Source organism: Acidobacteriota bacterium (assembly GCA_004299485.1).
In the GTDB taxonomy this organism is placed as follows: Bacteria; Acidobacteriota; Terriglobia; order Terriglobales; family SCQP01; genus SCQP01.
The window spans coordinates 165776-187467 of sequence record SCQP01000014.1 but is presented as its reverse complement, the minus strand read 5'-3'; the positions used below and the strand labels follow the sequence as shown (position 1 = coordinate 187467).

Below are 21692 nucleotides of genomic sequence, written 5' to 3'. Positions count from 1 at the left end.
GTTCTGGCTCGGAGGATATTGCCATGCTAAATTCGAAGCTGCGTGTCACCGGATGCCACTGCTGATTCGTCCTTTGCGCTGGCGCCGCCGGCGGTGGCGGCGATTCTCGAGCGTCGGATCTGCGAGCTGGGCCTGAAACTGGAGGGCTCGCCGCTGGCGGCGCCGGTGGCGCGGCTGTATCGCGAACTGGAGCGCAAGGGGCTGGGCGAATTCCGGCCGGCGTGCTACCTCAGCGATGAATGGGGCTGTCCGTCGGGAGAGCCGGTGATCGGCATTCCGTTTTATCTGGCGGACGAACGGCTGGCGTGGCTGGAGCGGGAAACCAACGATCTGGAGACGCCGCGCGAGGTCATGATGTATCTGCGGCACGAGGCCGGGCACGCCTTCAACTACGCCTACCGGCTGTATCGCGCGCCGGAATGGCGGGAGCTGTTCGGGCCCTACCGCCGTCCCTACCGCGAGCAGTACGCGCCGGAGGCGTTTTCGCGCGATTACGTGCGCCACATCGCGGGCTGGTACGCGCAGAAGCATCCGGACGAAGATTTTGCCGAGACCTTCGCGGTGTGGTTGACGCCGGACTCGCGTTGGCGGCGTAAGTACCGCGCCTGGGGGGCGCTGCGCAAGCTGCGTTATATGGACCGCATCGCACGCCGCCTGCGTGGCGTAGCGCCGCTGCGCCGCCGCGGCCGCACCGACATCACCGCCGGCGAGATGGAGCAGACGGTGGCCGAGTTCTACCGCCAGGCAGGCGCGGAAGAGGAGATAGATGCGCGGCAATTTACGGCCGAATGGAGCCGGGTGCTGGCGGCCGGGGAGGGCGCACCGGCGGGCACACTCACGCTGGATGCGGATTTGGCCGATATCTTCAACGTGCATCCCCGGCGGCGCAACGGGCTGCGCCCGGCGGCGGCGCTCGTGGGCGAGCATCGCAAGGTGATTACCGACAAGGTGGCGTACTGGACCGGGGTGCCGCGTCCGCAGGTGAGAAAGCTCATGAAGGCAATGGAAATCCGGCTGCAGGGGCTGGGGCTGCAGGCCGACGGAGCGCGCGCCCAGGAACACCTGGCCGAGGTCGCTACCTACGCGACCGCCATGGCGATGAATTTCCGTGCCCGGCGGCGGGCGCGCCGCCGCCGGGAGAAACCGCCGCCGCAGGGCTAGCCGTTGTGAACAGTCAGCTCAAAATCGCGGTCGTGTACGACACCTGGGAAGAGGAGGAGCCGGCAGCCGAGCCGGCGCCGCGCCGCGGTCCCGTGCGCAAACGGCAGCGCAAGCGCGACAAGCCCGACCGGGAGGAAATCTTCGAGGCGCTGACGAAGCTGGGGCACGAGCCGAGCTACTACGTGCTGGACGGGCGCGACGCCACGCTGCTGGGCCTGGCAAAATCGGACGCCGATCTGTTTTTCAACCTCACCGAGTCCTACGCCGGCGACGACACCCGCGATGTGCATCTGGCAGCGTACTTCGACCTGCTGGGCCGCTGCTACACCGGCGCCGGTCCGCACGCGCTGTATCTGGCGCAGGATAAGGCGCTGGCCAAGAAGCTGTTTGCCTTTCACGGCATTCGCACGCCGCGCTTTGCGGTCTGCTATCGCGGCCGGCTGGACCACGCCCACGACATTGGTTTTCCGCTGATTGTCAAACCCGCCAGCGAGGATGGCTCGGTGGGGATCGAGGCAGGCTCGGTGGTGGAGAACGTAAAGGATTTGATGCAGCGCATCGACTACGTCCACGAAACCTTTGATTCTCCGGCGCTGATCGAGGAGTTTATCGAGGGGCGGGAGATCTACGCCGCCATTCTGGGCAACGGCGCGCCGGAAGTGCTGCCGCTGGTCGAGCTGGATCTATCGAAGCTGCCGGAAGGGACACCGAAGATTGCCAGCGCCGAGGTCAAATGGGAGCGGGGAACCGAGGCGTACCGGGTCACCAAGTCAGCGCCGGTCGAGGATCTGCCGGAAGCCGTGACCCAGGATCTGAACGAGGCGGCCCTGGCTGCCTATCGCGCCCTCAAGCTGCGGGACTACGGCCGCATTGACCTGCGCCTGACCCCTAAAAACGAGGCGTATGTGATCGAGGCGAATCCCAACCCGTGGTTATCGAGTGGGGCGGAGTTTGCCATGGCCGCCAAAAAAGCCGGCCGCTCCTACGTGCAATTGGTCGGCGAAATCATCGCCCTCGCCCAACAACGCGCTACGCCCGCCTGAGGCGGGCGATTCTGCTCCCCGCGGCGTTTCAGGCGGCCGCCGGCGGTGGGGCCGGGGTCAGCCCGTGGCGCCGCATGAGCGCGGCCATCGCGGCGCGATCCGGCTCCCGGCCGCCTGCGGCGGCCACCAGCGCGGCCGCCTCGCGGAAATACTCCGGCCCGATTGCCGCTGGCGTGATCACGCACAGCGCCGTCACATCCGCCGCTCCGGGGTTGTCAAAACGATGCACCGCGCCGCGAGGAATGCACAGCGCTTGCCCCGGTCCGACCTCAATTGCATGGCCGTCCACCGTCCAGGTCGACACGCCGCGGATGCCGTAGATCGTCTCTTCGTAATGATCGTGGCTGTGCGCTGGCGCCCGCAGCCGCTCCCCGGCCGGAATAAACAGCTCAAACACGGCGGTGCTGCCGCTCGACTGCACTGCGGTGACCAGGAAACGCACCGTCAGCGGTCCCAGGCGGACGGTTTCCTCCGCCGGATTGACCTGAAGCTCTGGATGCTCGCTCATACGGCCCCCTTGGTAAACGTACTTTACCGTGGCATAATAGTAAACAGAGTTTACTTCACGTGTCAATCCCTCGTAAGCCTGCGACTCGGAGCCGCCCGGAGCGCCCGCGGGCGCCCTCTGCCCCCACCGCAATCCAGTACGTGCTCATCGGCGCCCTGCTGCGCGTTCCCGCCCAGGCCATCCACCGCCGCATCATTCAGGAACTCAATGCTGCCGGTTTCTCCGCCCTGCGGCTGCCGCACATGGCCGTCCTGCAATTTCCCGGTCCGGACGGCGTGCGGCCGGGCACGCTGGCCGCGCGCGCGGGCGTCAGCAAGCAGGCCATGAACCAGCTCCTGCGCAGCCTCGAGGGCCTGGGCTACCTGGTCCGCACCAGCGGCTCCGGCCGGGCGCGCGTCGTCCGCCTCACCCGGCGCGGCCGCGACGCCTACATGAGAATCCACGCCATTTTGCGCGACATCGAGCAGGAATGGAAGGCGGAACTCGGCGCGCGCGAGTTTGCCCAGCTCAAGCGGCTCCTCGGCCGCGTCTGGGAGAGCTCGTTAACCCGTCCCCAGCACCTCGCCTAAAGCAGCACTCAGGTGGATGGTCTCCACTTTCGCAGTTTTCTCCTGGAACCGCAGATAGGCGACGTTGTAGCGCGGATCAAGGGTCAGCTTCATCGCTTCAGCCCTCAGCGGAATCTTAAGTCCGAAGTGGTGGGGTCCGCTTACGCTGCGCGCGGGTTAACGCGGCGGGCGATGGCCTTGCCGGACTTGCGCTCGGCGAGGCGCAGGTCGTAGGCGGCCTGCAACTGCATCCAGAACTCCGGCGTGGTGCCGAAGTAGCGAGCCAGCCGCAGCGCAGTATCGGCAGAAACGGCGTGCTTGTGGTTCAGGATTTGCGTAACTCGGTTCATCGGTACGGCGAGCAGCGCCGCAAACTTCGCCGCCGACAGTTCCAACTCCGCCAGTTCCTCGCGCAGATGCTCGCCGGGATGAATCGGCCGCTTTTGGTTTCTCACTCCCGCCGTCCCGTTTCAGCTCTTGCCGCTCAACGACACTTCCCGGCGCTGGGCTAAGGCTTCGTTCACTACGATCAGGTTGCCGTCGTCTGCGGCGCTGAGCTGCTGGTTGGCGTTTAGCATTTCAATGCCGAAGATCGTGCCGTCGGGGGCGATGTCCACGTTTAGCTCGTCGCTCACGTGGATAGTTTCCACTTGCGCAGTTTTCTCCTGGAACCGGAGGTAGGCGACGTTGTAGCGCGGATCAAAGGTCAGCTTCATCGAATGCGTCCTCAGAAGAATTTTACAACGGCGGTGATTACAAGCCAGCCGTTCTCTTCGACGGCGTAGGCCTCCGCATAATGGCGCCCGCGCCATTCGCCGCCGAAAGGGAAGTTGCGCCGGAAACCTGTCCTGCCGAACTTGGCCGGAAACTGCTCTCCTGTTGCAACCGTCGCCAAGACCTCCGTTTCCGTTGTGCCGCGTTCCGCCAGCCTTGCCAGAGCGTGAGGGTGGAGGCGCGCCTTCATTGTCTCTGCGCGTCGTTCGTCTGGAGTTTCGGCAATTGCTTGTTAGAACGTGAAGCGCGCCCCCAGCTCAATCCAGCGGCTGCCCGCCGTCCGGTTGGCCGGCACGAACTGGTTGGTGATCGCCCCGAAGTTGCGCGGCGAGAACAGGCTCAGCCCCGGCGTCTCAAAGTTCACGTTGTTGAGCGCGTTGAAGAAGTCCACCGACAGCGCCAGCGCCGTGCCTTCCGTGATCTGCGTCGTCTTGCCGATCGACATGTCCAGGTTCACGAACGGCAGCCCCGTCATCGGGTTTGCCGTCCCGCTCACCCCTCCAGCCGCCAGTTGCACCGGCGCAAAGTCCTTGATCGCCGCCTGGGGGTCGGCAAACAGGTTCAGACCCGTGCCGCCGCCCACGCCGCTATGCAAGCCCGCGCCCAGGGAGCTGACCCCAACCGTGGGAACGGCATAGGTCGTGCCGCTCAGAATCGCGCCGCCGCCGTACACCTGCGAGCCTTGCGACACTTCCACCGGGAAGCCCGCCTGCGCCGTCACAATCGCCGACACGTACCAGTTGTTGATGAAGCCGTTGGCGCGCCGACCCTGGAACGAAATCGCGTGCCCGGTCCCGAGGGGCAAGTTCCATACCGTGGTCGCGTTCAGCGATTGCCGCACGTCGAACCTTGAGGCGCCGTAATTGATCGTCGGGTAGTAGCTGTTGGGGAAGAACCCGGCCGAATCCTGGTTGGACACCCCGTCATCGAGCGCGTGCGCCCAGGTGTAGTTGATGCCCAGCGACAGCCCATTCTGAGTCTCCTTGCGCAGCGTCACAATCATGCCGTTGTAGTTGGAGTAGCCCTGGTGGGTGCGCATGAACAGCACCAGCACCTGGCGGTTGTCGAAGCTCGGCAAGCCCTGGCGGGCGCGCGCGCCATCGATCAGGTTGAACAAGTTGCTGACGTTGCCGCGGATGAAATCGCCGGGATCGCTGGCGGCCAGGAAATCAGTTCCCGAGATCGGTGCGCTGCCCGACTTCATCCCCGGCAGCATGTTGTTGAAAAACGGCTGCTCACCCGGCGTGCTGCCCGAGCGCAGGCTGTTGGCCACCGCGTCATAGGCCTGGGCGAAGGTCTGCCCCGAGGCCTTGTCCTTGAACATGTACGGCGAGTTGTTGAAGTTGATCGCCTCCGGCAGCAGCCGGCCGTAATGGCCCACCCAGCCCAGTTGCAGCATCATGCCCGCCGGCAACTGCCGTTGCACCGAAATGTCGGCATTGTAGCCCTTGCCGATCTTGTTGTTCGGATCGAGTTGAAACGAGAGCAGCTCGGCGTAGGGTGCGGCCGGAACTACAGGACTCGCCGAAGGCTTAAGCACCGGAACCGGCAGTGTGCCGTCGACACCAATGCGGAAGTCCGCCAGCGCCGGGTTCGTCGAGGCTGAGTTGCAGCCCGTGCCTCCCGTTCCCGTCGTGTTGCACGCCGGTGTCGGCACCGTGACCGTATCCGCAAAGCCCACGCCCAGCATTGGGATCTCGACTTCCTGCACCATGTTCGAGCGGTCGTAGACCACGCCGAAGCCGCCGCGCAGGACGGTCTTCTTCCCACCGAACAGCGTACCCAGGAAACCATTGGTGATGTCGGGGTTCCAGGCAATCCCGATGCGCGGCGCCCAGTTGCCCCAGTCGGTGCTCACCACCTTGCGTCCGCCCGCCTGGGCGATCGGCAGATAGGCCAGCTCCGGGTTGTAAAACTCGCCCGTCTGCGCTGCCGCCAATTTATTGTCCATGTACTCCCGTGCGCCCAGTGCCTTGCCGGTCGAGTTGTCAATCAACAGCGTCTGCAAGTCTTTCGAGTCCACCGGCGGTGTCTGCCAGCCGTACGCCAGGCCGTAGGTCGCCGTCAGCGAGGGGCTCAGGCGCCAGACATCCTGTACGTAAAAATCATAGGAATCCATGGTCGAGTGGCTGGTCAAATTGGTGCCAAACGGCAGCGGCTGCAAAGCGGCGTTGCGCACCCCCAGCACCCCCACGTTGTCGATCAGGCCCAGCGTCGAGGCATAGAGCGCGTTCCAAGCGCCGGCAAACGAGGAAGGCAGGCAGTTGCTGCTGACGCTCGCACTGCAGCGCTGGGGTTCATCCGCCGCCGGAATCCGCAGGAAGCTGGCGGTATCGGTCAGCGCCGCCAGCGACGTGATCGAGCCGACCACCTTGTCACTGCGCGTATGCACCGTCGGCAGGTGGTCGATATGGAATCCCGCCTGAATCGTGTGACTACCTTTCATCCAGTTGACGTCGTCGAGGTACTGAACCTTCTTCACGTTCGTCGCCTGGAACCGCGCATTGCCCGTACTGTCGTCGATCGGATTCCGGAAGCCCAGATACGAACTCTGCGGCTGATAGGCGATCCAACCGGCGCTGGTGTCGGTACCGGGCAGCTTCTCCTGCTGCGCGATCTGCGTCGGCGTCATGCCCGCCCCCAGCGTGTCATTGCGCACCCAGCCGAAGCGGAAGGTGTTGAGCAAATTGGGTGTGATGGTGCCGGTCAGGCTGCCGGAAATAAGCGTGCCCCGCTGCGGCGCCGGCTTGATCGGGGTGACGTTGCCGCCCACGATGGAGTACTGCGGCGAGACGGCGCTGTTGCCGGCGGCGTCAAAAATCTCGCGCGAGTACACGTAGCTGCCCTGGAACGCCCACTTCGAGTTGAAGCTGTGATCCAGCCGCCCCACCCAATAATCCGAGGTCAACGGTGCCTTCACCGTCGAATCGTACCCTATCAGGTTCAAGCCATCGCCCTGCGCCGGGTTGTTGCCCGCCGGAAACAGCTTGTTCATCGCCGCCACCGTCGGACTCTCGCCCAGGCCGCGCGGGTCGCACGCCTGATTGCCGCCAGCTCCGCAGGCCGTGCTGGTGGCCAGTGGATAGCTGATGATATTGCCGCTCGCATCCGGGAACCGCAGGATCCCCTGCAGCAGCGCCGGGCTGGGCACCAGGCTGGTGGTGTCGAACACCTGCGCGAAGCGCCGGCCTTCATAGTCGGCGAAGTAAAACGTCTTGTTGTGTTGGATCGGCCCGCCAATGCGCGCCCCGAAGCGCTTGTCTTGCAGTGGCGGCCGCGGCGTAAACGGCAGCTTGGTCCCGTTCGGCCCGGGCGACGGCGTGTGGTTGTCGTTCCAGGAGTTGGCATTCATCTTGTTGTTCTGGTAGTACGCGTAGACGGCGCCGTGAATCTGGTTGGTCCCCGTGCGCCCGGTCAGCGTTACCTGACCGCCCGAGCCGGTGTCCATGCTGGCGCCGTTGTTGGTCACGCCCACCCGGAACTCCTGCACGCTGTCCACCGGAATCGGCACCATGGTGGTGTTTGATCCCGCGCCTGCAATCACCCCGCCGGTCACGTCGATACCGTCCACGCTGATGGTATTTTGGTCGTCGTTCGCCCCCGCCACGCGCGTTTCGTTGCTACCGTTGGTGGCTGTGCCCGGCTGCAGGTTCAGCAGCTCCGAGGCGTCGTGTTGGAGCGTGGGTAGCCGGATCAACGCCTGGCTGCCGACCGTGTTGCCGATCGTGGCGTTGGTGGTCTGCAGTTGCGCCGCCCCGCCCGCCGTCACCTCCACCGTTTGCGAGGCCGAGCCCAGCTTCATCTTCACGTTCGCCAGCGAACTCTGCGCTACCGACACTTGCAACGCCGCGATGGCCGAGGTTTGGAACCCTTTGGCCGCCACCGTCATCGAGTAAATCCCCGGCGCAACTGCCGGAAACGTATACCCACCCTTGCCGTTGGTATTCGCCGTGCGCCGCGCGTTGGTGCCGGTGTTGATCAGCGTCACCGTGGCGCCGGGAATCACCGCACCCGATGGGTCCGTGATGGTGCCCACCACTTCACCCGTGGCCGCGGCCGTCTGCGCCACCGCCGTTCCGGTCAGTAAGGCCGCCAGCAGGCCTCCCGCCAAGGCTACACTCGCCAGTCCACGCCTGAGTCCACGCATCAGAAACCTCCGTTGATTTGCCCTGCAACAAGGGGGAAAGCTAGCGGCATTATTTGTCAGGCTTGTCAGTCCTGTCAAATTAAATGACGTTATATGTCAATAAGGTCATTGTATTTTTGCATCGCCACATTCCGTTACTGCCGGTATAGTGGGAGTGAATTTTCCTAAAGAGAGGCGACGCCGCCATGTTCCGAGCCCTGTCCCAAGCAAAATATGCCCTCCTGGTCACCTGCCTGTCGGTCGCCGTGCCGCTGGCCTTCGCCATTCCTCCCGCTGGCCTGACCGGCGCCCTGCACTGGCGCAGCGTCGGTCCCTACACCGGCGGCCGCGTGAACGCCGTGGCCGGCATCGGCAGCGAGCCCAACGTCTTTTATATGGCAACCGCCGGCGGCGGCGTTTGGAAAACCACCGATTACGGTCACAACTGGAGCAATATCTCCGATAAAGACTTCACGACCGGCAGCATCGGCGCTATGGCGATTGCGCCCTCCAATCCCAAAATCATCTACGTCGGCTCGGGAGACTCCGCCCCGCGCAACACGGTGCTGACCGGCGACGGCATGTTCAAGTCCACCGATGGCGGCAAGACCTGGGCGCATATCGGCCTCGAAGCAACGCACATGATCAACTGGATTCTGATCGATCCCCAGAATCCCGATATCGTTTATGTCGCCGCGCTCGGCCATCTCTTCGGTCCCAATCCGGAGCGGGGCGTGTTCAAGACCACCGATGGCGGTAAGTCCTGGAAAAAGATTCTGTACGTCAACGAGCACACCGGCGCCATCACCATGGCCATGGATCAGCAAGATCCCTCGACCGTCTACGCCGCCATGTGGCAGATGTCGCGCCGTCATTGGGGTTTCTCCAGCGGCGGTCCCGGCAGTGGCCTGTATAAGACGACCGACGGCGGCGCGCACTGGACCAACATCTCGCACCGCCCCGGTCTGCCTACCGGCATTTTCGGTAAGGTTGGCGTCGCCGTGGCGCCCAGCAATCCCAACGTGGTCTACGCGCTCATCCAGGCCGACTACAAAGGCCAGGCGGGCGGCCTCTTCCGTTCCGACAACGCCGGCCAGAGCTGGCGGCTGATCAACAACAGCATGGACATCACCCAGCGCGCCTTCTACTACGGTCGCGTCTACGTTGATCCGCAAGACGCGAATACCATCTACCTGCCCAACGTGGGCGTCTACATCTCGCATGATTCGGGCAAAACGCTGCATGCCATCCATCCGCCCCATGGCGACAACCACGCCTTCTGGATCAACCCCAAGAACTCGCAGATCTTCATCGAAGGCAACGATGGCGGCGCCACCGTCACGCTGAATGGCGGCAAGGCCTTCAGCTCCGAAGACAATCAGCCCACCGGCCAGTTCTATCACGCCAACCTCGACGAACAGTTCCCCTTCCACATTTACGGCGCGCAGCAGGATCGCAGCTCGGTGGAAGGCTCCAGCGGTGCCCCTGCCGGCGTCTGGACCAACGTCACCGGCGGTGAAATGAGCTGGGTTGTCCCCACGCCCGGCGATCCCTTTGTGACTTACGGCAGCGGCTACTACACCATGTACTGGAAAGAGAACCGCCGCACCGGTCTCACCACCAACGTCAGCCCCTGGCCGGCCTACAAATTCGGCCTCCAGGGCTCGCTCATCAAGTACCGCTTCGGCTGGATTCACCACCCCGCCACCTTTGCGCCCGGCAACCACGATGAACTGCTCTACGGCGCCAACGTGCTATTTGAAACCACCGATGCCGGCATTCACTGGAAGGTGATCAGCCCCGACCTCACCCGCAACGATAAGTCCAAGCAAGGCCGTCCCGGTGGTCCCATCAGCGCCGATGTCACCGGCGAGGAAATGTTCGATACGATTTCCTCCATTGCCGTTTCGCCCACCAGCGACAACGAAATCTGGGTCGGTTCCGACGATGGCCTGGTGCACGTGACCACCGATGGCGGCGCGACCTGGAACGAAGTCCGGCCTCCGCAGCTTCCGATGTGGTCCACTATCTCCTGCATCGATCCCTCCAAAACCGATGCCGGCACCGCTTACGTTTCCGCCAGCCGCTTCGACTGGGATGATTTCCATCCCTACGTCTACAAGACCACCGATTACGGCAAGACCTGGGCCACGCTGACCACCGGCCTGCCTTCGGATCAGTACATCGAGAGCGTGCGCCAGGATCCCAACGATCCCAATCTCATGTTTGCAGCCAGCAGCTCGACGGTCTACTACAGCATCGACGGCGGCGCGCAGTGGCAGCCGCTGTCGCTGAATCTGCCCGCGGTGCGCGTCAGCGATGTCGAGGTTCAGCCGCAGCAGCACGCGGTCGTGATCTCCACCTTCGGCCGCGGCTTCTGGGTGCTCGACAACCTGCAGTTCCTGGAGCAGTTAACCGACGCGCAGACGGCGGGCGCCGCCAGCGGCGCCGCCTATGTCTTCAAGCCGCAGCAAGCCTGGCTCGTCTCCGGCGGCCGTGGCTTCGGCTTCGGCGGTGGCGCCCACGGCCAGAACCGCCCCGCCGGCGCTACGGTGTTCTTCAACCTGCCCGCAAGCTACACTGCGGGCACGCCGGTCAAGCTGACCTTTACGGGCGCCGATGGCACGATCATCCGCAGCATCTCGCTGCCGGAAAAGCCGCAGCACACGCGCGGCGGCGGCTTCGGCTTCCAGGCTCCGCGCGCGGTCAAGCTCCATCCCGGCATGAACCGCTTCCAGTGGAACCTGCGCTATGCCAACGCCGTCGACGTGAAAGGCATTTACAACTCCGGTTTTGCCGCCGCCGTTCCGGTCGGCCCGGAAGTCGTGCCCGGAACCTACAACGTGACGCTCAGCTACGACGGCAAAACGCAATCCCAGTCGTTCGAGGTGACGCTCGATCCCAATCTGCACACCAGCCAGGCCGAGCTGCAGCAGCGCTTCGACCTGCTCATGCGGATTCACAGCGCCCTGAACGATCTCGATGTCAACCTGAACAAGGCCATTGACGCCCGCACCGCCATCCGCAAGGCGGACGCCCCCGGCCAGGCCAATCCGGCCGCCGACCGCCTGACGCGCGATATCGACGAGTACGTCGATCTCAAGATTCAGTCCGGCGAGGGTGCTCTGGTCTATCCCGGCCGCCTGCGCGCCTGGCTCTCCTCCATTTCCGGACAGGTGAGCATGGCTCTGGTGCCACCCACGCCCGTCATGGTGGAGATCGCCAACGGCTACATCCATGACGCCAGCGAGGCGGTCGCCCGTATCCAGGCCGACCTGGCTGCTGTCAACCACGCCGCGGCGAGCAAGTAGCGGGTCGGTCTATCGGTCTATCGGTCTGTTCGTCCCCTGAACCGCCGAGGCGGAAGCATCCGGTGCGGGACCGAGAGACCGAGAGACCGAGCGACCGAAAGACCGCTTTCATGTGATTTTCAGGTGGGCCAAGTAAGCTTGGTCTGGGTAGTTGTTCCGGAGGCAATATGCGACCCAGGCTTTGCCCGCTCTTCACCTTGGCACTGTTTCTGTCGGTTCCCGGCGTGCTTTTCGCCCACGGATGAACGCCAGCGCAATTGCTGGCGCTCTGGGGCGGTCGGGGCAACGCTCCGGGTCGGTCTATAAAGTCGGCTTTCCCCGCACAGACCTGCATGTGCAATTGCAGGGCGTGACACTGCGGCCCGGTCTGGCGCTGGGTTCATGGGCGGCATTCACACCCAGCCGGCAAAGCACGTTGATCATGGGCGACCTGTGTCTTCTGCCCCAGGAAGTCAACCCGGTCATGAGGCGGTTGCGTGCCGGCGGCTATCAAATCACGGCGCTGCACAATCATCTGCTGTTCGAGCAGCCCCACGTGATGTTCATGCACTTCATGGCGCAGGGCGATGCGGTGAGCCTGGCGCGGACGCTGCGTGCGGCGCTGGCGCAATCGGCGACGCCGCTGCAGCCGCTCGCTCCGGCAAAGCCGAGCTCGCCCCCCGCGTGGGTCAGCGTCGTCGAGGGCGGTCTGGGCAGGAAAGGAAGCTGGAGAGGCGGGGTGCTCGCCATCGGCGTGCCGCGAAAAGTCGCGCCCCGCATGGAAGGCGCGGCGCTGCCACCGTCCATGGGCGTGGCCGAGAGCATGAATTTCCAGGAGGCGGGCGGCGGTCGCGTCGCGACAACCGGTGATTTTGTGCTCACCGCGGATGAGGTCAATCCAGTCATTTCCGCGCTCGAGCAATACCAGTTTACGATCACGGCGGTGCACAGTCACATGTTGACCGAGCAGCCGCGGCTGTTCTACATGCACTTCTGGAAAGTAGGATCGCCGCGGGCGGTTGCTCCAGGGCTGCGTGCAGCCCTGCAGCACGTCAGCGCGCAGTAAAATGACCACTTGGGTGGCGTCAGCCATTTGTAACTGTGTCCCGCGCCTCTTGCAACCCCCTCAGCGCCGCCACCTGCTGTAGGAACTGCAGGCTCACGCGCCAGTCCGCTTTGCTTGTGCCGCTGGCGCGCCGGCCAAAGGTGAACGGTACGTCTACGACGGGCCGCGGCCGCGCCCGCGCCAGGACCTCGAGCAGAATCTTGTAGCCGCGCGGCTGCAGGCGTTCGAGGCCGGCGGCATCGCGCCGCACCAGAAAGTAACCCGACATCGGATCCGTGATGCCGTGCAACGCTTCGGGCAGCAGCAACGCTGCCGTGCGTGTCGTCAGGCGTGAGACCAAGTGCCGCGAAGGCCGCCAGTTGCCTACGGTTCCACCGGGCGCATACCGGCTGGCTACCACCATCGCCGCCGATGCCGTTCGCAATCGTTGCAGCATCGCCGGCAGCAGCTCGGGCGGATGCTGCAAATCCGCATCCATGCAGCCCAGAATGTCGCCGCTCCCTGCTTGCCACGCCTCGACCACCGCAGACGATAAATCCCGTGAGCCATGCCGCTCCAACAGTCGCAGCCAGGGCCGCCCCGCTTGCAGCCGCCGCACTTCCGCGGCCGTGCCATCGCGGCTGGCATCATCCACGACGATCAATTCAAACGGAGCATCGTGTAGCGCCGCCTCGATCCGCTGGACCAGCGGCTCGATGTTGCCGCGCTCCTCATAAGTCGGCACCGCCAGCGTCAGCATAAGTCTCTCGATTGTAAGCGCACCGGGCGTTGGATCCGTTCTCCTTGCGACCAACGAGAGCGACCAGGGCAAAAAGTGGCAGGCCACTCGCGTGACTGAAAACGGCGACCGGAAGACTACGCGCGGATATGCGTGAAGGCCGCAATCCCATTCCAGAGAATCTGGATTCCAATGCACAAAATGATAAATGCCGACAAGCGCAGGAATACGCTCATACCGGTCCGGCCGAGGAGTTTTTCGAGGCGGTCGGCGCTGCGAAAGCAAATCAGAATACTAACGGCGATGAGGAGCGGCCCGAGCAGCGCAGAGGCCAACTGTGCGGGCCAGCCGTAGAGCTGGCGCTGGGTGTTGGCGCCCAGCGCCACTGCGACCGCGATTGAGCCGGGACCGACCGTGAGCGGTAGGGTGAGCGGATAAAAAGCTTGGGTGGACGCATCCGCAGCAGTGACCGTCGCGGGATGCATTTCGCCGTCCTTGGCCTGGAGCATGTTCCAGCCCATGGCGATCAGCACCAGGCCGCCGCCGATCTGCACGGCCGGCAGCGAGACGCCGAAAAATGCCAGCACCTTGCCGCCGATCAGCATGGACACGAGCAGAATTAAAAACCCATTCAAACTGATCCGCCAGGCCAGCGCCTGCCGCACGCTTCGACTGCTGCCATCCGTCAGTCCAAGAAAAATCAGCGCCCCGCTCAATGGATTGACGATAGGGAACAGCGCTACGACGACCAGCAGCGTGGCCTCAAATAAATTGGCAAAAAGATGCATTCCCGAACCAGAATACCCGACTTGCCGGAACTGACCATGGTCAATTGACCATGGTATGATCCGTCCATGGAAACCATCGCGATCTCCAAGTTCAAGGCGACCTGCCTGGCGGTGATCGAAAACGTTAAAAAGACGGGCCAGCCAGTGCTGATTACCCGCCGCGGCGAGCCGATGGCGAAAATCGAACCGCCAAGGGCTGGCAAGGGCCGAAATGATTGGTGGTGGGGGCGGAACGCGGGAAACATAAAGATTCTCGGGGACATTATTTCGCCTGCCGTGGACGAGTCGGAGATCGAGGCTCTGCGGGATTGAACTACCTCCTGGACACGCATGTCTGGTTGTGGCTTGAGGAGGATGCGACGCGATTGAACGAGGACGCCGCGAAAGCTCTGCGCAAATCCGGTTCTCGACTTTACCTTTCACCGGTGAGCATTTGGGAGGCAGTGGTGCTACAGCGAAAGGGTAAGTTGCAGATGCGCCGGAGCCTGGAGGCAATCGTCGGAGACATTGACAGTTCCGGCAACCCGGAGTGGGCGCCAGTGACGGCTGCGGTGGCGCTGGAAGTGGGCCGCATCTCGTTTGCACACCACGATCCGGCCGACAATCTCATCGCGGCGACCGCTCGGGTGGATGACCTGACGCTGGTAACTGCCGATCAGAAACTACTGTCGCTGCCGGGGCTGAAGTGCTTGCCGGCGTAAGAAGCTACATCCCGTCGTAGCTCGGTCCGCCGCCGCCTTCCGGCGGTACCCAGGTGATATTGGCATACGGGTCCATGATGTCGCACGTTTTGCAGTGCACGCAGTTCGACGGATTGAGGTGCAGTTTCTTGGCGCCCTGTTCGTCAAATACCATCTCGTAAACCTTGGCTGGGCAGTACGACACACACGGATTGCCGTACTCGTGCAGGCAGCGGTTATTGCACACGTCCCAGTCGCTGATCACCAGGTGCGAGGGCTGGTCTTCCTCATGCCGCGTGCCGGAGTGGTAGACATCGGTGACTTTGTCGAACGTCAGTTTGCCATCTGGCTGCAGCTCGAACGGCCGGTCGCCGAGCTGGTCGATGTGGCGCATGCGCTCGGGACCGGCAACCGTGCGCAGCGGATCACGCAAACCCCGTCCGCCGGTGAACTGCTGCACGCCGGCGTGCAGCAGCCCGGCCCACAGGCCATGCTCAAAGCCCTGGTGAAAGTTGCGGACTTTCCAGAGTTCTTCCCGCATCCAGCTCTGCTCGACCTTGCGCGGGTAGTCCTTCAGCGACCCCCGGCCAGTGAGTTTTGCAAAGATCGTTTCCGCCGCCAGCATGCCGCTCTTGATGGCCAGGTGAATGCCCTTCAGCCGTTGGCTGTTGACGAACCCTGCGCTGTCGCCCAGCAGCAGCCAGTTTTCACCGGCGGTAGCCGGAATCGAGTACCAGCCCCCCATGGGCGTTGTCTTGGCGCCGTAGCGCACCAGCTCGCCGCCGGCGAGCAGCCGCCGCACCCAGGGATGGGTCTTGAATTGCTGGAACAGGTTGTGGGGATCCGTCGCCGGATCCCGATACTCCAGCGCCGTCATCAGGCCGATGGAGACGCGATTGCCCGGCACGCCATAAATCCAGCCGCCGCCGTACATGCTGGTGGGCAGCGGGAAGCCGAGCGTGTGATAGACCCGCCCGGCAGGGAAGCGCCCGGCCGGGATCTCCCACAGCTCCTTCACTCCCAGCGAGAACACCTGCGGGTTGAGCCCGGTCAGCGTGAGGTGGTCAAGCAATTGCCTCGTGAGCGAGCCCCGTGGCCCTTCGGCCAGCACAACGATGGGCGATTGCAGATCGTAACCGGGCTCGAAATTCGGCTTAGGCCGGCCTTCCCGGTCCACGCCCTTGTCGTCGGTGCGCACGCCCGTGACCTGGTCGCCGTCAAACAGCAGCGTCCGGCCCGCGAACGCGGTAAAGATGTTGACGCCGGCCGCTTCCACCTTGGCTCCCAGCCATTGCGCCAGCCGGTTCAGCGAGACAACGTAATTCCCGTGGTTGTGCAGTGGCGGCGGTGTGAGGGGTGAGCGGATGGCGCCATGTCGCGTGAGCACCAGTAGCGCATCATCGGCGACCGGGGTTGCGCCCAGGTCCGGGTCACTGGCGAAATTCGGCTCCAGTTCCTTCAATCCGCGTGGGTCCATGACCGCGCCGCTGAGCTGATGCGCGCCGATAGCGCGCCCTTTCTCCAGCAGGTAAATATTCTCTTTGGAGAGCGCCCGGTCGGGGTGCGCGGCGTTGTAAGCGTCAATCAGACGCGCCAGATGCAGCGCGCAGGCGAGGCCGGCTGGGCCCGCGCCCACAATCACCACATCGGCCTGCATCTGCGGATGTTCGGCAGCGTCCATTTACGCGGGGCTTTCCTTCAGCGCGGCAATCAGTGCCGGTACGACGTCAAACAGATTGCCGACCACGGCGTAGTCGGCCACTTCAAAAATCGGCGCCTCCGGGTCCTTATTGATAGCAGCGATAGTCCGCGAGCCCTTCATGCCCACCAAATGCTGAATCGCGCCGGAAATGCCCACCGCCAGATACAGCTTGGGCGCCACCGTCTGTCCGGAAGAGCCGATTTGCCGGTCCATGGGCAGCCACCCCGCATCGCAGATGGGCCGCGAGGCCGCCAGTTCCCCGCCCAGCGCGGCCGCCAGCTCGCGCATCATGTCCAGGTTCTTCGGTTCTTTGATGCCGCGTCCCACCGAGACGATAATGGGCGCCTGCGTCAGATCCACGGCATGCTTGGCTTCCTGGAAAATCTCGCCCGCCTGCAAGCGCGACGGCTGTGGTGTCACCGTAACGGCATCCACTCGCGCCGCCGCAGCGCCCATCGCGGCCTGGTCGCCGCGAAAGGCCCCGATCTGCACTGTGACAAAGCCTGGCTTGACGTCGGCGCTGTCGCCTCGGGCGAAGCCCACCTCCGCCGCCCATTTGCCCTGAAACGTCGGCCGGATAAAGCGCGGCTCGCCGGCTTCGAAGCCGAAGCCGGTCACATCGCTGATGAGCGCTGCCCCCATGCGCGTGGCAAGCTGAGGGGCGTAATCGCGCACCTGATAGGTGTGCGGCAGCAGCACGAAGCTGGGCTGGACCTGCGTGATAATCTGCTCCAGCGTCTGCACCCAGACATCCGGTGCATACGCCGCCAACAGCGCATGTTGCCCGTGCAACACGCGCTCGAGCTGCCGCGTGGCGCATTCTGCGGCCATGCCGGAGTCGCCCGCTTCCAGGACCGCGGCTACAACCGTGGCGCCCAGCGTCGCGCCCAACTGCTGCGCCGCGGCGATGACTTCCCAGGTGGCCGGATTGAACTTGCCCGGCGCAGTAATCTTCTGTTCGGTGACGACAAGGATGGGGTTCATAACTAAAGAACGTGCGCGTCCTGGCGCAGATGCTGCAGCAGGGCCGCGGCCTGCTCTTTGGGGTTACCCTCGATGCGGGTCGTGCCTTTGCTCTTGACCGGCAGAAAAAGCTTGTGCAGCACTTGGCGGTTGAGCGACGGCGCCACCCCCACCTCCTCCAGCGTGGTGTGCGCCATCGGCTTGTTTTTGGCCTGCTTGATGCCCATCAGCGTGGCGTAGCGCAGCTTGTTGATGCCGCTCTGAATGCTGAGCACGGCCGGCGTGGGCATCTCGACAAACTGAAAATTCCCGCCTTCCAGTTCCCGCTTGACCTTGATCCGCTTTTCGCCGGCGGGTTCGATCTGCATGATGATGGTCGCGTGCGGTGCGCCCAGCAGCTCCGCAATGATGACGCCGGTCTGCCCGAAGCCGTCATCGTCTGATTGCAAACCCGTGCAGATCAAATCGAACGATTCGCCTGCGATGGCCCGTGTAATCGCTTCCGCCGCGGCATAGGCGTCCAGGTGTGCGCTGCCTTCGACATGCACGGCGCGATCGGCGCCTTTCGCCAGCGCCTCCCGCAGAATCTGTGCCGCCCGTGCTGGCCCCACCGTCAACGCCACCACTTCGCCGCCGTGGGCTTCCTTCAGCCGCAGCGCCGCTTCCAGCGCAAAGGCATCGGGTTCGTTGACTTCGTAGCTGACATCCTCCCGGATCCAGGTCGCATCGGGAGCCAATTTCAGCGGTGCATCCTTCGCCGGAACTTGCTTTAAGCAGACTAAAATCTTCACAGGGATAGTTTACAGTTTTCAGTTCACAGTTTTCAGTTCGTGGGTGGCCGCCCGCTATTTTACTGCCAGGTGCAGCGCCGCGATGCCGCCGGAAAAGCGCTGAAAGCGCGCCTTCGCGAAGCCGGCCTCTTTCATCCAGGCGACCAGCGTCGGCGGGGCAGGGAACCGCGCCACCGAATCCGGCAGATAGCGGTAGGCCGCCCGCTGGCCCGAGATCCAGCCGCCCAGCAGCGGCAGCACGCGTTCGAAGTAGAACGGGTACAGTTGCTTCAGCACCGGCGCCACCGGCCGCGAAACCTCCAGAATCGCCAGCACGCCGCCGGGCACCAGGCAGCGCCGCAGCTCGCGCAGTCCGGCCCGGTAATCGGTGAGATTGCGAAACCCGAAGCCGGCAGTAATCGCAGCAAATCGTTCGTCGGCATAGGGCAAATGCAGCGCATCCGCCTGCAGCCAGCCCAGCCGTGGTGCTTTGCGTTGCGCCGCCGCGAGCATGGCGTGGCTGAAATCGGCGCCCACCAGTCGCGAGTGCGGTATGCCGGCCGCCAGTGCTTGGCTGAAGTCGCCGGTTCCGCAGCAGATATCGAGAACGCGCGGGGCACCGCTCAGATGGCTGTGCTCGATCGCTTCCCGCAACAGCCGTACCGACCGCCACCGCCAGTAGCGGTCAATCGAGAGCGACAGCAGGTGATTGGCGCGATCGTAAGTAGGAGCAATCCGGTCGAACATGCCGCGCACGTGCGCCGCCACATCGGCCGGATCTACGCCTGCAGGCCGCGTCCCGGCCGCCGGTGGAGCTGGGGCCGCGGGGCTCCCAGCCTCACCGAGCGTAAGCGGGTCGCCCGGCGCAGCCGGGCGGGACCCCGCGCCCTTCAATGCCCCACGCTCAGTGCTGGAAAGCATCAACGCGGCTTGACGCCCACGTAAGTGCGCCGATAGCTGGTGTGGCCCAGCCCTGCCGTGGCGGGCAGGTCCAGCTCCACCGCAATGGAATGCACTTGCGCCTGCAGCGTGAGGTTATTGGGCGAATAGAACAAGTGGTAGTACGACCGCAGTTCCTCCCCAATCAGGTTGAGCTGCGTGTCGAATTGACGGTCATTGCCGGGATCGTACGTCACGCCTCCGGTATAGAAGACGTAGTCCAGGTGATGCGCGGCAAAAACTTTGCTGGCCAGCCCGGTGGCCGCGCCAATGATCGGCGCCAGATCCAGATTCAGGCCCGGCGAGGAATACGGCTGCCCGCGGCCATCCATCGGTGCCGAAGGATGTTGTACCCGCTGCGAACCCTGGCCGACGCCGCGCATCTCCGGCGTATCGGGATTCACGTGCTGGGGTGCGCCCGCGGGTTCGTTGGGTTGTATCCGGAAAATCGGGATGGCATCGCTCATGCCGCCCTCCAGCAGCGCTGCAGCGCCTTCGCCTTTGGCTCCCGAGTTGGAAATTACCAGGGCCGCCCGTGTCCGCGTCTTCGGTTGGTGCCGCAGCGCCAGCATCGCCAGATTCAGCGGCCCGACTATCGATCCCCCTCCCTGCGCCGCTGCTGGCGACAGATCCAGGTGTTGCAGGACGTTGGCGATGCGGTTGGTGTCGCTCGTAAACGGCAGGATGCATTTGGGTTCTGGCCCTGGGATATAGATGCTCGCCTTCCCCTGCGCCCCCACCACCATGGCGCTGATCATTTGCGCTGCGCGCTTGGCCTGGCCGATGGCGTTCCAGTCGTAGGTATCGACCACGATGGCGAGCGAAACCGGCCGCGGTGTATGGTCAAAACCGCTGACGTGCTGCGGCATGCCATCGTCGTAAATCTTGAAATCCGCTTTGGTCAGTTCTTCGATGGGCTGACCGTCCTTGCCCATCACCAGCACTGGCACATCCACAATGGTGGTGGTCGCCCGGATGATGGGAATCTGCGGTTCCGCCGCGCGACGGTTGGGCGAGGTCTGTTGCGCCCCCGCCACCAGGCATAGAACCATGGCTAGGAATCCTGCGGCAGTGGTGGCGCACACCCGTAGGGAGGGCATGGCTTAAGGATACAGCTTTCAGTCGCCCCCAGCACCGGTCTGACGCATGGCTGAAGGCTGAAAGCTGACAGCCCGCGAACCCCCAGGTGTCCCCACGCGTATAGTCTGAGTGTTACTTCCACGGGGGCATAGCTTATGTACTGCAATGGATGTGGAACCGAATTGCACGGAGCCTACTGTCACGCCTGTGGCCGCGCGAATCCAGCGCGTCATGCGCCGGCGCGGCGCGGACCGCTTGAACGCCCGCGCCAGGGCCGCAAGATCGCCGGCGTTTGTCTTGCGATTGCGAACTCGCTGGATTGGGACCCCACTCTGGTCCGCGTGCTCTGGGCCGTATTCACCGTCTTATTCGCCTTTGTCTTTGGCGTGCTCGCCTACGCCGTCGCCTGGGTCCTGATCCCGGAAGAACCTCTGCCCGTGGCTGCCGCTAATGCCGGCGGAATAAATGCCGCGGGATCGTGAGCGGCGTCGTCCGCGTAATCAGATAGACACCGAACACGACGGCGATGGTGCCGAGCCATTTCTGCGTTGAGATCTGCTCTTTCAGAAAAATCCGCGATACCCCCAGCAGAATCACATAGCTCAGGCTGGTGAGCGGAAACGCATACGTCAGGTCCACTTTCGACAGCACCCCCCACCACACCGCTGCTTGCGCGCAATAGATGCCAATGCCGAGCAGCACGCGCCAATTGCGCAAGGCCTCCCAGGCGAAAATCGCCAGAGCCCACGAGTCGAACGGCGAGCCGGTCATGCCGGGCATGCGGTTAATGCCGGATTTGTAGAGGATTTGGCCCGCTACCTCCAGTCCGACGGCGATCAGAATTAAAAAATAGACAGTCACGGTAGGACTTTTCTTTTGGGGCGTAGCGTCCGTGAGGGCGGCTTCATTCATACCTCGCGCCGCTCGGAGCCCTGCCAGCGATAGGCAGCGGATTGGGGAAGGCCCACCTGTTCCAGCAGGCGGGCCGCGAATTGAGTGAGCATGGCGGAGATCGATTCTGCGCCATCGTAAAATGCGGGCGTGAGCGGATACACCGTCGCCCCGGCATCGTGCACGGTGAGCATATTTTGTAAATGGATGCGGTTCAGCGGCGACTCGCGCACCGCCAGCAGCAGCTTGCGCCGCTCTTTCAGGCATACATCCGCCGCGCGTTCAATGAGCGAGTCGGCCAGGCCATGCGCGATGGCGGCGCACGTGCCCATGCTGCATGGCGCGATGATCATGCCATGGCTGGGGTAAGAGCCGCTGGCCACGTTGGCGCCGATATCGCGATTGTCGTGCACTTGAACTTTCAACGTCGCCTGCCCCAGCAGCCGCTCGGGGAGCTGACCGAGCGTGCCTTCCGGCAGCCCCAGCTCTTCATGCGCCACCCGCAATCCGTGCGGCGAGGCAATCAGATCCACATGTTCCACCCGGGCGTCGTTGTCCAGCATGTGGAGCAGCGTGCGCGTCAGCGCCGCGCCGCTGGCGCCGGTGAGCGCAAGCGTCAGGGTAAGCGCGGAAGGCACTGGATTA

At 63.9% G+C, this 21692-nt stretch carries 22 protein-coding genes; 8 read left to right on the top strand and 14 right to left on the bottom strand.

From position 1 onward, the window contains the following. The first annotated feature begins 78 nt into the window (after positions 1-78). Together EPN33_09725 and EPN33_09720 are read left to right on the top strand one after the other, a co-directional pair. The gene (locus tag EPN33_09725; protein TAN22163.1) at positions 79-1161 is read left to right on the top strand and encodes a hypothetical protein; all 1083 of its coding nucleotides are present in this window, start codon (positions 79-81) and stop codon (positions 1159-1161) included. A 5-nt stretch (positions 1162-1166) separates the two neighbouring features. Then, positions 1167-2204 (top strand): ATP-grasp domain-containing protein, encoded by a 1038-nt coding sequence (locus EPN33_09720; GenBank protein ID TAN21926.1) that lies wholly within the window; start codon positions 1167-1169, stop codon positions 2202-2204. A 28-nt stretch (positions 2205-2232) separates the two neighbouring features. Here EPN33_09720 and EPN33_09715 read toward each other — a convergent pair whose 3' ends face one another. Beyond that, a complete protein-coding gene (locus tag EPN33_09715) occupies positions 2233-2712 on the bottom strand; it encodes a cupin domain-containing protein (protein ID TAN21925.1) in 480 nt (159 codons plus the stop codon). A gap of 140 nt (positions 2713-2852) precedes the next feature. Between EPN33_09715 and EPN33_09710 the strand changes: the two genes are divergently transcribed. After that, complete coding sequence (locus EPN33_09710; protein ID TAN21924.1) at positions 2853-3281, top strand: MarR family transcriptional regulator; 429 nt, start codon at positions 2853-2855, stop codon at positions 3279-3281. Positions 3282-3421: 140 nt separating this feature from the next. On the opposite strand, the gene higA is transcribed toward EPN33_09710, so the two are convergent. The 4 genes from higA to EPN33_09690 are packed head-to-tail and all read right to left on the bottom strand — an operon-like array spanning position 3422 to position 8181. Continuing rightward, positions 3422-3715, bottom strand: coding sequence for an addiction module antidote protein, HigA family (gene higA, locus EPN33_09705; protein ID TAN21923.1), 294 nt, complete (start codon positions 3713-3715; stop codon positions 3422-3424). A 15-nt stretch (positions 3716-3730) separates the two neighbouring features. Beyond that, on the bottom strand, positions 3731-3976 hold the full coding sequence (locus EPN33_09700; protein ID TAN21922.1) for a DUF2283 domain-containing protein: 246 nt from the start codon (positions 3974-3976) through the stop codon (positions 3731-3733). Between the two features lie 11 nt (positions 3977-3987). Then, entirely contained in the window at positions 3988-4224 is a 237-nt protein-coding gene (locus EPN33_09695) for a DUF4258 domain-containing protein (protein TAN21921.1), read from the bottom strand. 42 nt (positions 4225-4266) lie between these two features. Then, positions 4267-8181 (bottom strand): carboxypeptidase regulatory-like domain-containing protein, encoded by a 3915-nt coding sequence (locus tag EPN33_09690; GenBank protein ID TAN21920.1) that lies wholly within the window; start codon positions 8179-8181, stop codon positions 4267-4269. Between the two features lie 185 nt (positions 8182-8366). On the opposite strand from EPN33_09690, the gene EPN33_09685 reads away from it, so the two are divergent. Together EPN33_09685 and EPN33_09680 are read left to right on the top strand one after the other, a co-directional pair. After that, positions 8367-11471: a glycosyl hydrolase gene (locus EPN33_09685; protein TAN21919.1), complete on the top strand. Its 3105-nt coding sequence runs from the start codon at positions 8367-8369 to the stop codon at positions 11469-11471. Positions 11472-11712: 241 nt separating this feature from the next. Then, entirely contained in the window at positions 11713-12516 is an 804-nt protein-coding gene (locus EPN33_09680; protein ID TAN21918.1) for a DUF1259 domain-containing protein, read from the top strand. Positions 12517-12535: 19 nt separating this feature from the next. Here EPN33_09680 and EPN33_09675 read toward each other — a convergent pair whose 3' ends face one another. After that, positions 12536-13255, bottom strand: coding sequence for a polyprenol monophosphomannose synthase (locus EPN33_09675; GenBank protein TAN21917.1), 720 nt, complete (start codon positions 13253-13255; stop codon positions 12536-12538). A gap of 116 nt (positions 13256-13371) precedes the next feature. Then, complete coding sequence (locus tag EPN33_09670) at positions 13372-14022, bottom strand: NAAT family transporter (protein TAN21916.1); 651 nt, start codon at positions 14020-14022, stop codon at positions 13372-13374. A gap of 66 nt (positions 14023-14088) precedes the next feature. Between EPN33_09670 and EPN33_09665 the strand changes: the two genes are divergently transcribed. After that, a complete protein-coding gene (locus EPN33_09665; GenBank protein ID TAN21915.1) occupies positions 14089-14334 on the top strand; it encodes a type II toxin-antitoxin system Phd/YefM family antitoxin in 246 nt (81 codons plus the stop codon). Continuing rightward, positions 14238-14723, top strand: a complete 486-nt coding sequence (locus tag EPN33_09660; GenBank protein ID TAN21914.1) for a type II toxin-antitoxin system VapC family toxin — start codon at positions 14238-14240, stop codon at positions 14721-14723. The genes EPN33_09665 and EPN33_09660 overlap by 97 nt, the downstream gene beginning before the upstream one ends. Before the next feature lie 4 nt (positions 14724-14727). On the opposite strand, the gene EPN33_09655 is transcribed toward EPN33_09660, so the two are convergent. From EPN33_09655 to EPN33_09635, 5 genes are all read right to left on the bottom strand, one after another. Beyond that, positions 14728-16383, bottom strand: a complete 1656-nt coding sequence (locus tag EPN33_09655; protein ID TAN21913.1) for an electron transfer flavoprotein-ubiquinone oxidoreductase — start codon at positions 16381-16383, stop codon at positions 14728-14730. Further along, positions 16384-17388 (bottom strand): electron transfer flavoprotein subunit alpha/FixB family protein, encoded by a 1005-nt coding sequence (locus EPN33_09650; protein TAN21912.1) that lies wholly within the window; start codon positions 17386-17388, stop codon positions 16384-16386. Positions 17389-17390: 2 nt separating this feature from the next. Then, entirely contained in the window at positions 17391-18158 is a 768-nt protein-coding gene (locus EPN33_09645; protein ID TAN21911.1) for an electron transfer flavoprotein beta subunit/FixA family protein, read from the bottom strand. Positions 18159-18212: 54 nt separating this feature from the next. Beyond that, positions 18213-18884 carry a bifunctional demethylmenaquinone methyltransferase/2-methoxy-6-polyprenyl-1,4-benzoquinol methylase UbiE gene (ubiE, locus tag EPN33_09640; GenBank protein TAN22162.1) on the bottom strand — a complete coding sequence of 224 codons (672 nt, stop codon included), beginning with the start codon at positions 18882-18884 and terminating at the stop codon, positions 18213-18215. Between the two features lie 173 nt (positions 18885-19057). Continuing rightward, positions 19058-20176, bottom strand: coding sequence for a VWA domain-containing protein (locus tag EPN33_09635; protein ID TAN21910.1), 1119 nt, complete (start codon positions 20174-20176; stop codon positions 19058-19060). A 135-nt stretch (positions 20177-20311) separates the two neighbouring features. Here EPN33_09635 and EPN33_09630 point away from each other — a divergent pair, with 135 nt between their 5' ends. Beyond that, positions 20312-20638: a PspC domain-containing protein gene (locus EPN33_09630; protein ID TAN21909.1), complete on the top strand. Its 327-nt coding sequence runs from the start codon at positions 20312-20314 to the stop codon at positions 20636-20638. Here EPN33_09630 and EPN33_09625 read toward each other — a convergent pair. Both EPN33_09625 and EPN33_09620 read right to left on the bottom strand, forming a co-directional pair. Further along, entirely contained in the window at positions 20604-21068 is a 465-nt protein-coding gene (locus EPN33_09625; GenBank protein ID TAN21908.1) for a hypothetical protein, read from the bottom strand. The genes EPN33_09630 and EPN33_09625 overlap by 35 nt on opposite strands. Then, entirely contained in the window at positions 21065-21685 is a 621-nt protein-coding gene (locus EPN33_09620; protein TAN21907.1) for a UbiX family flavin prenyltransferase, read from the bottom strand. Before EPN33_09620 ends, EPN33_09625 begins: the two co-directional genes overlap by 4 nt. Positions 21686-21692 lie beyond the last annotated feature (7 nt).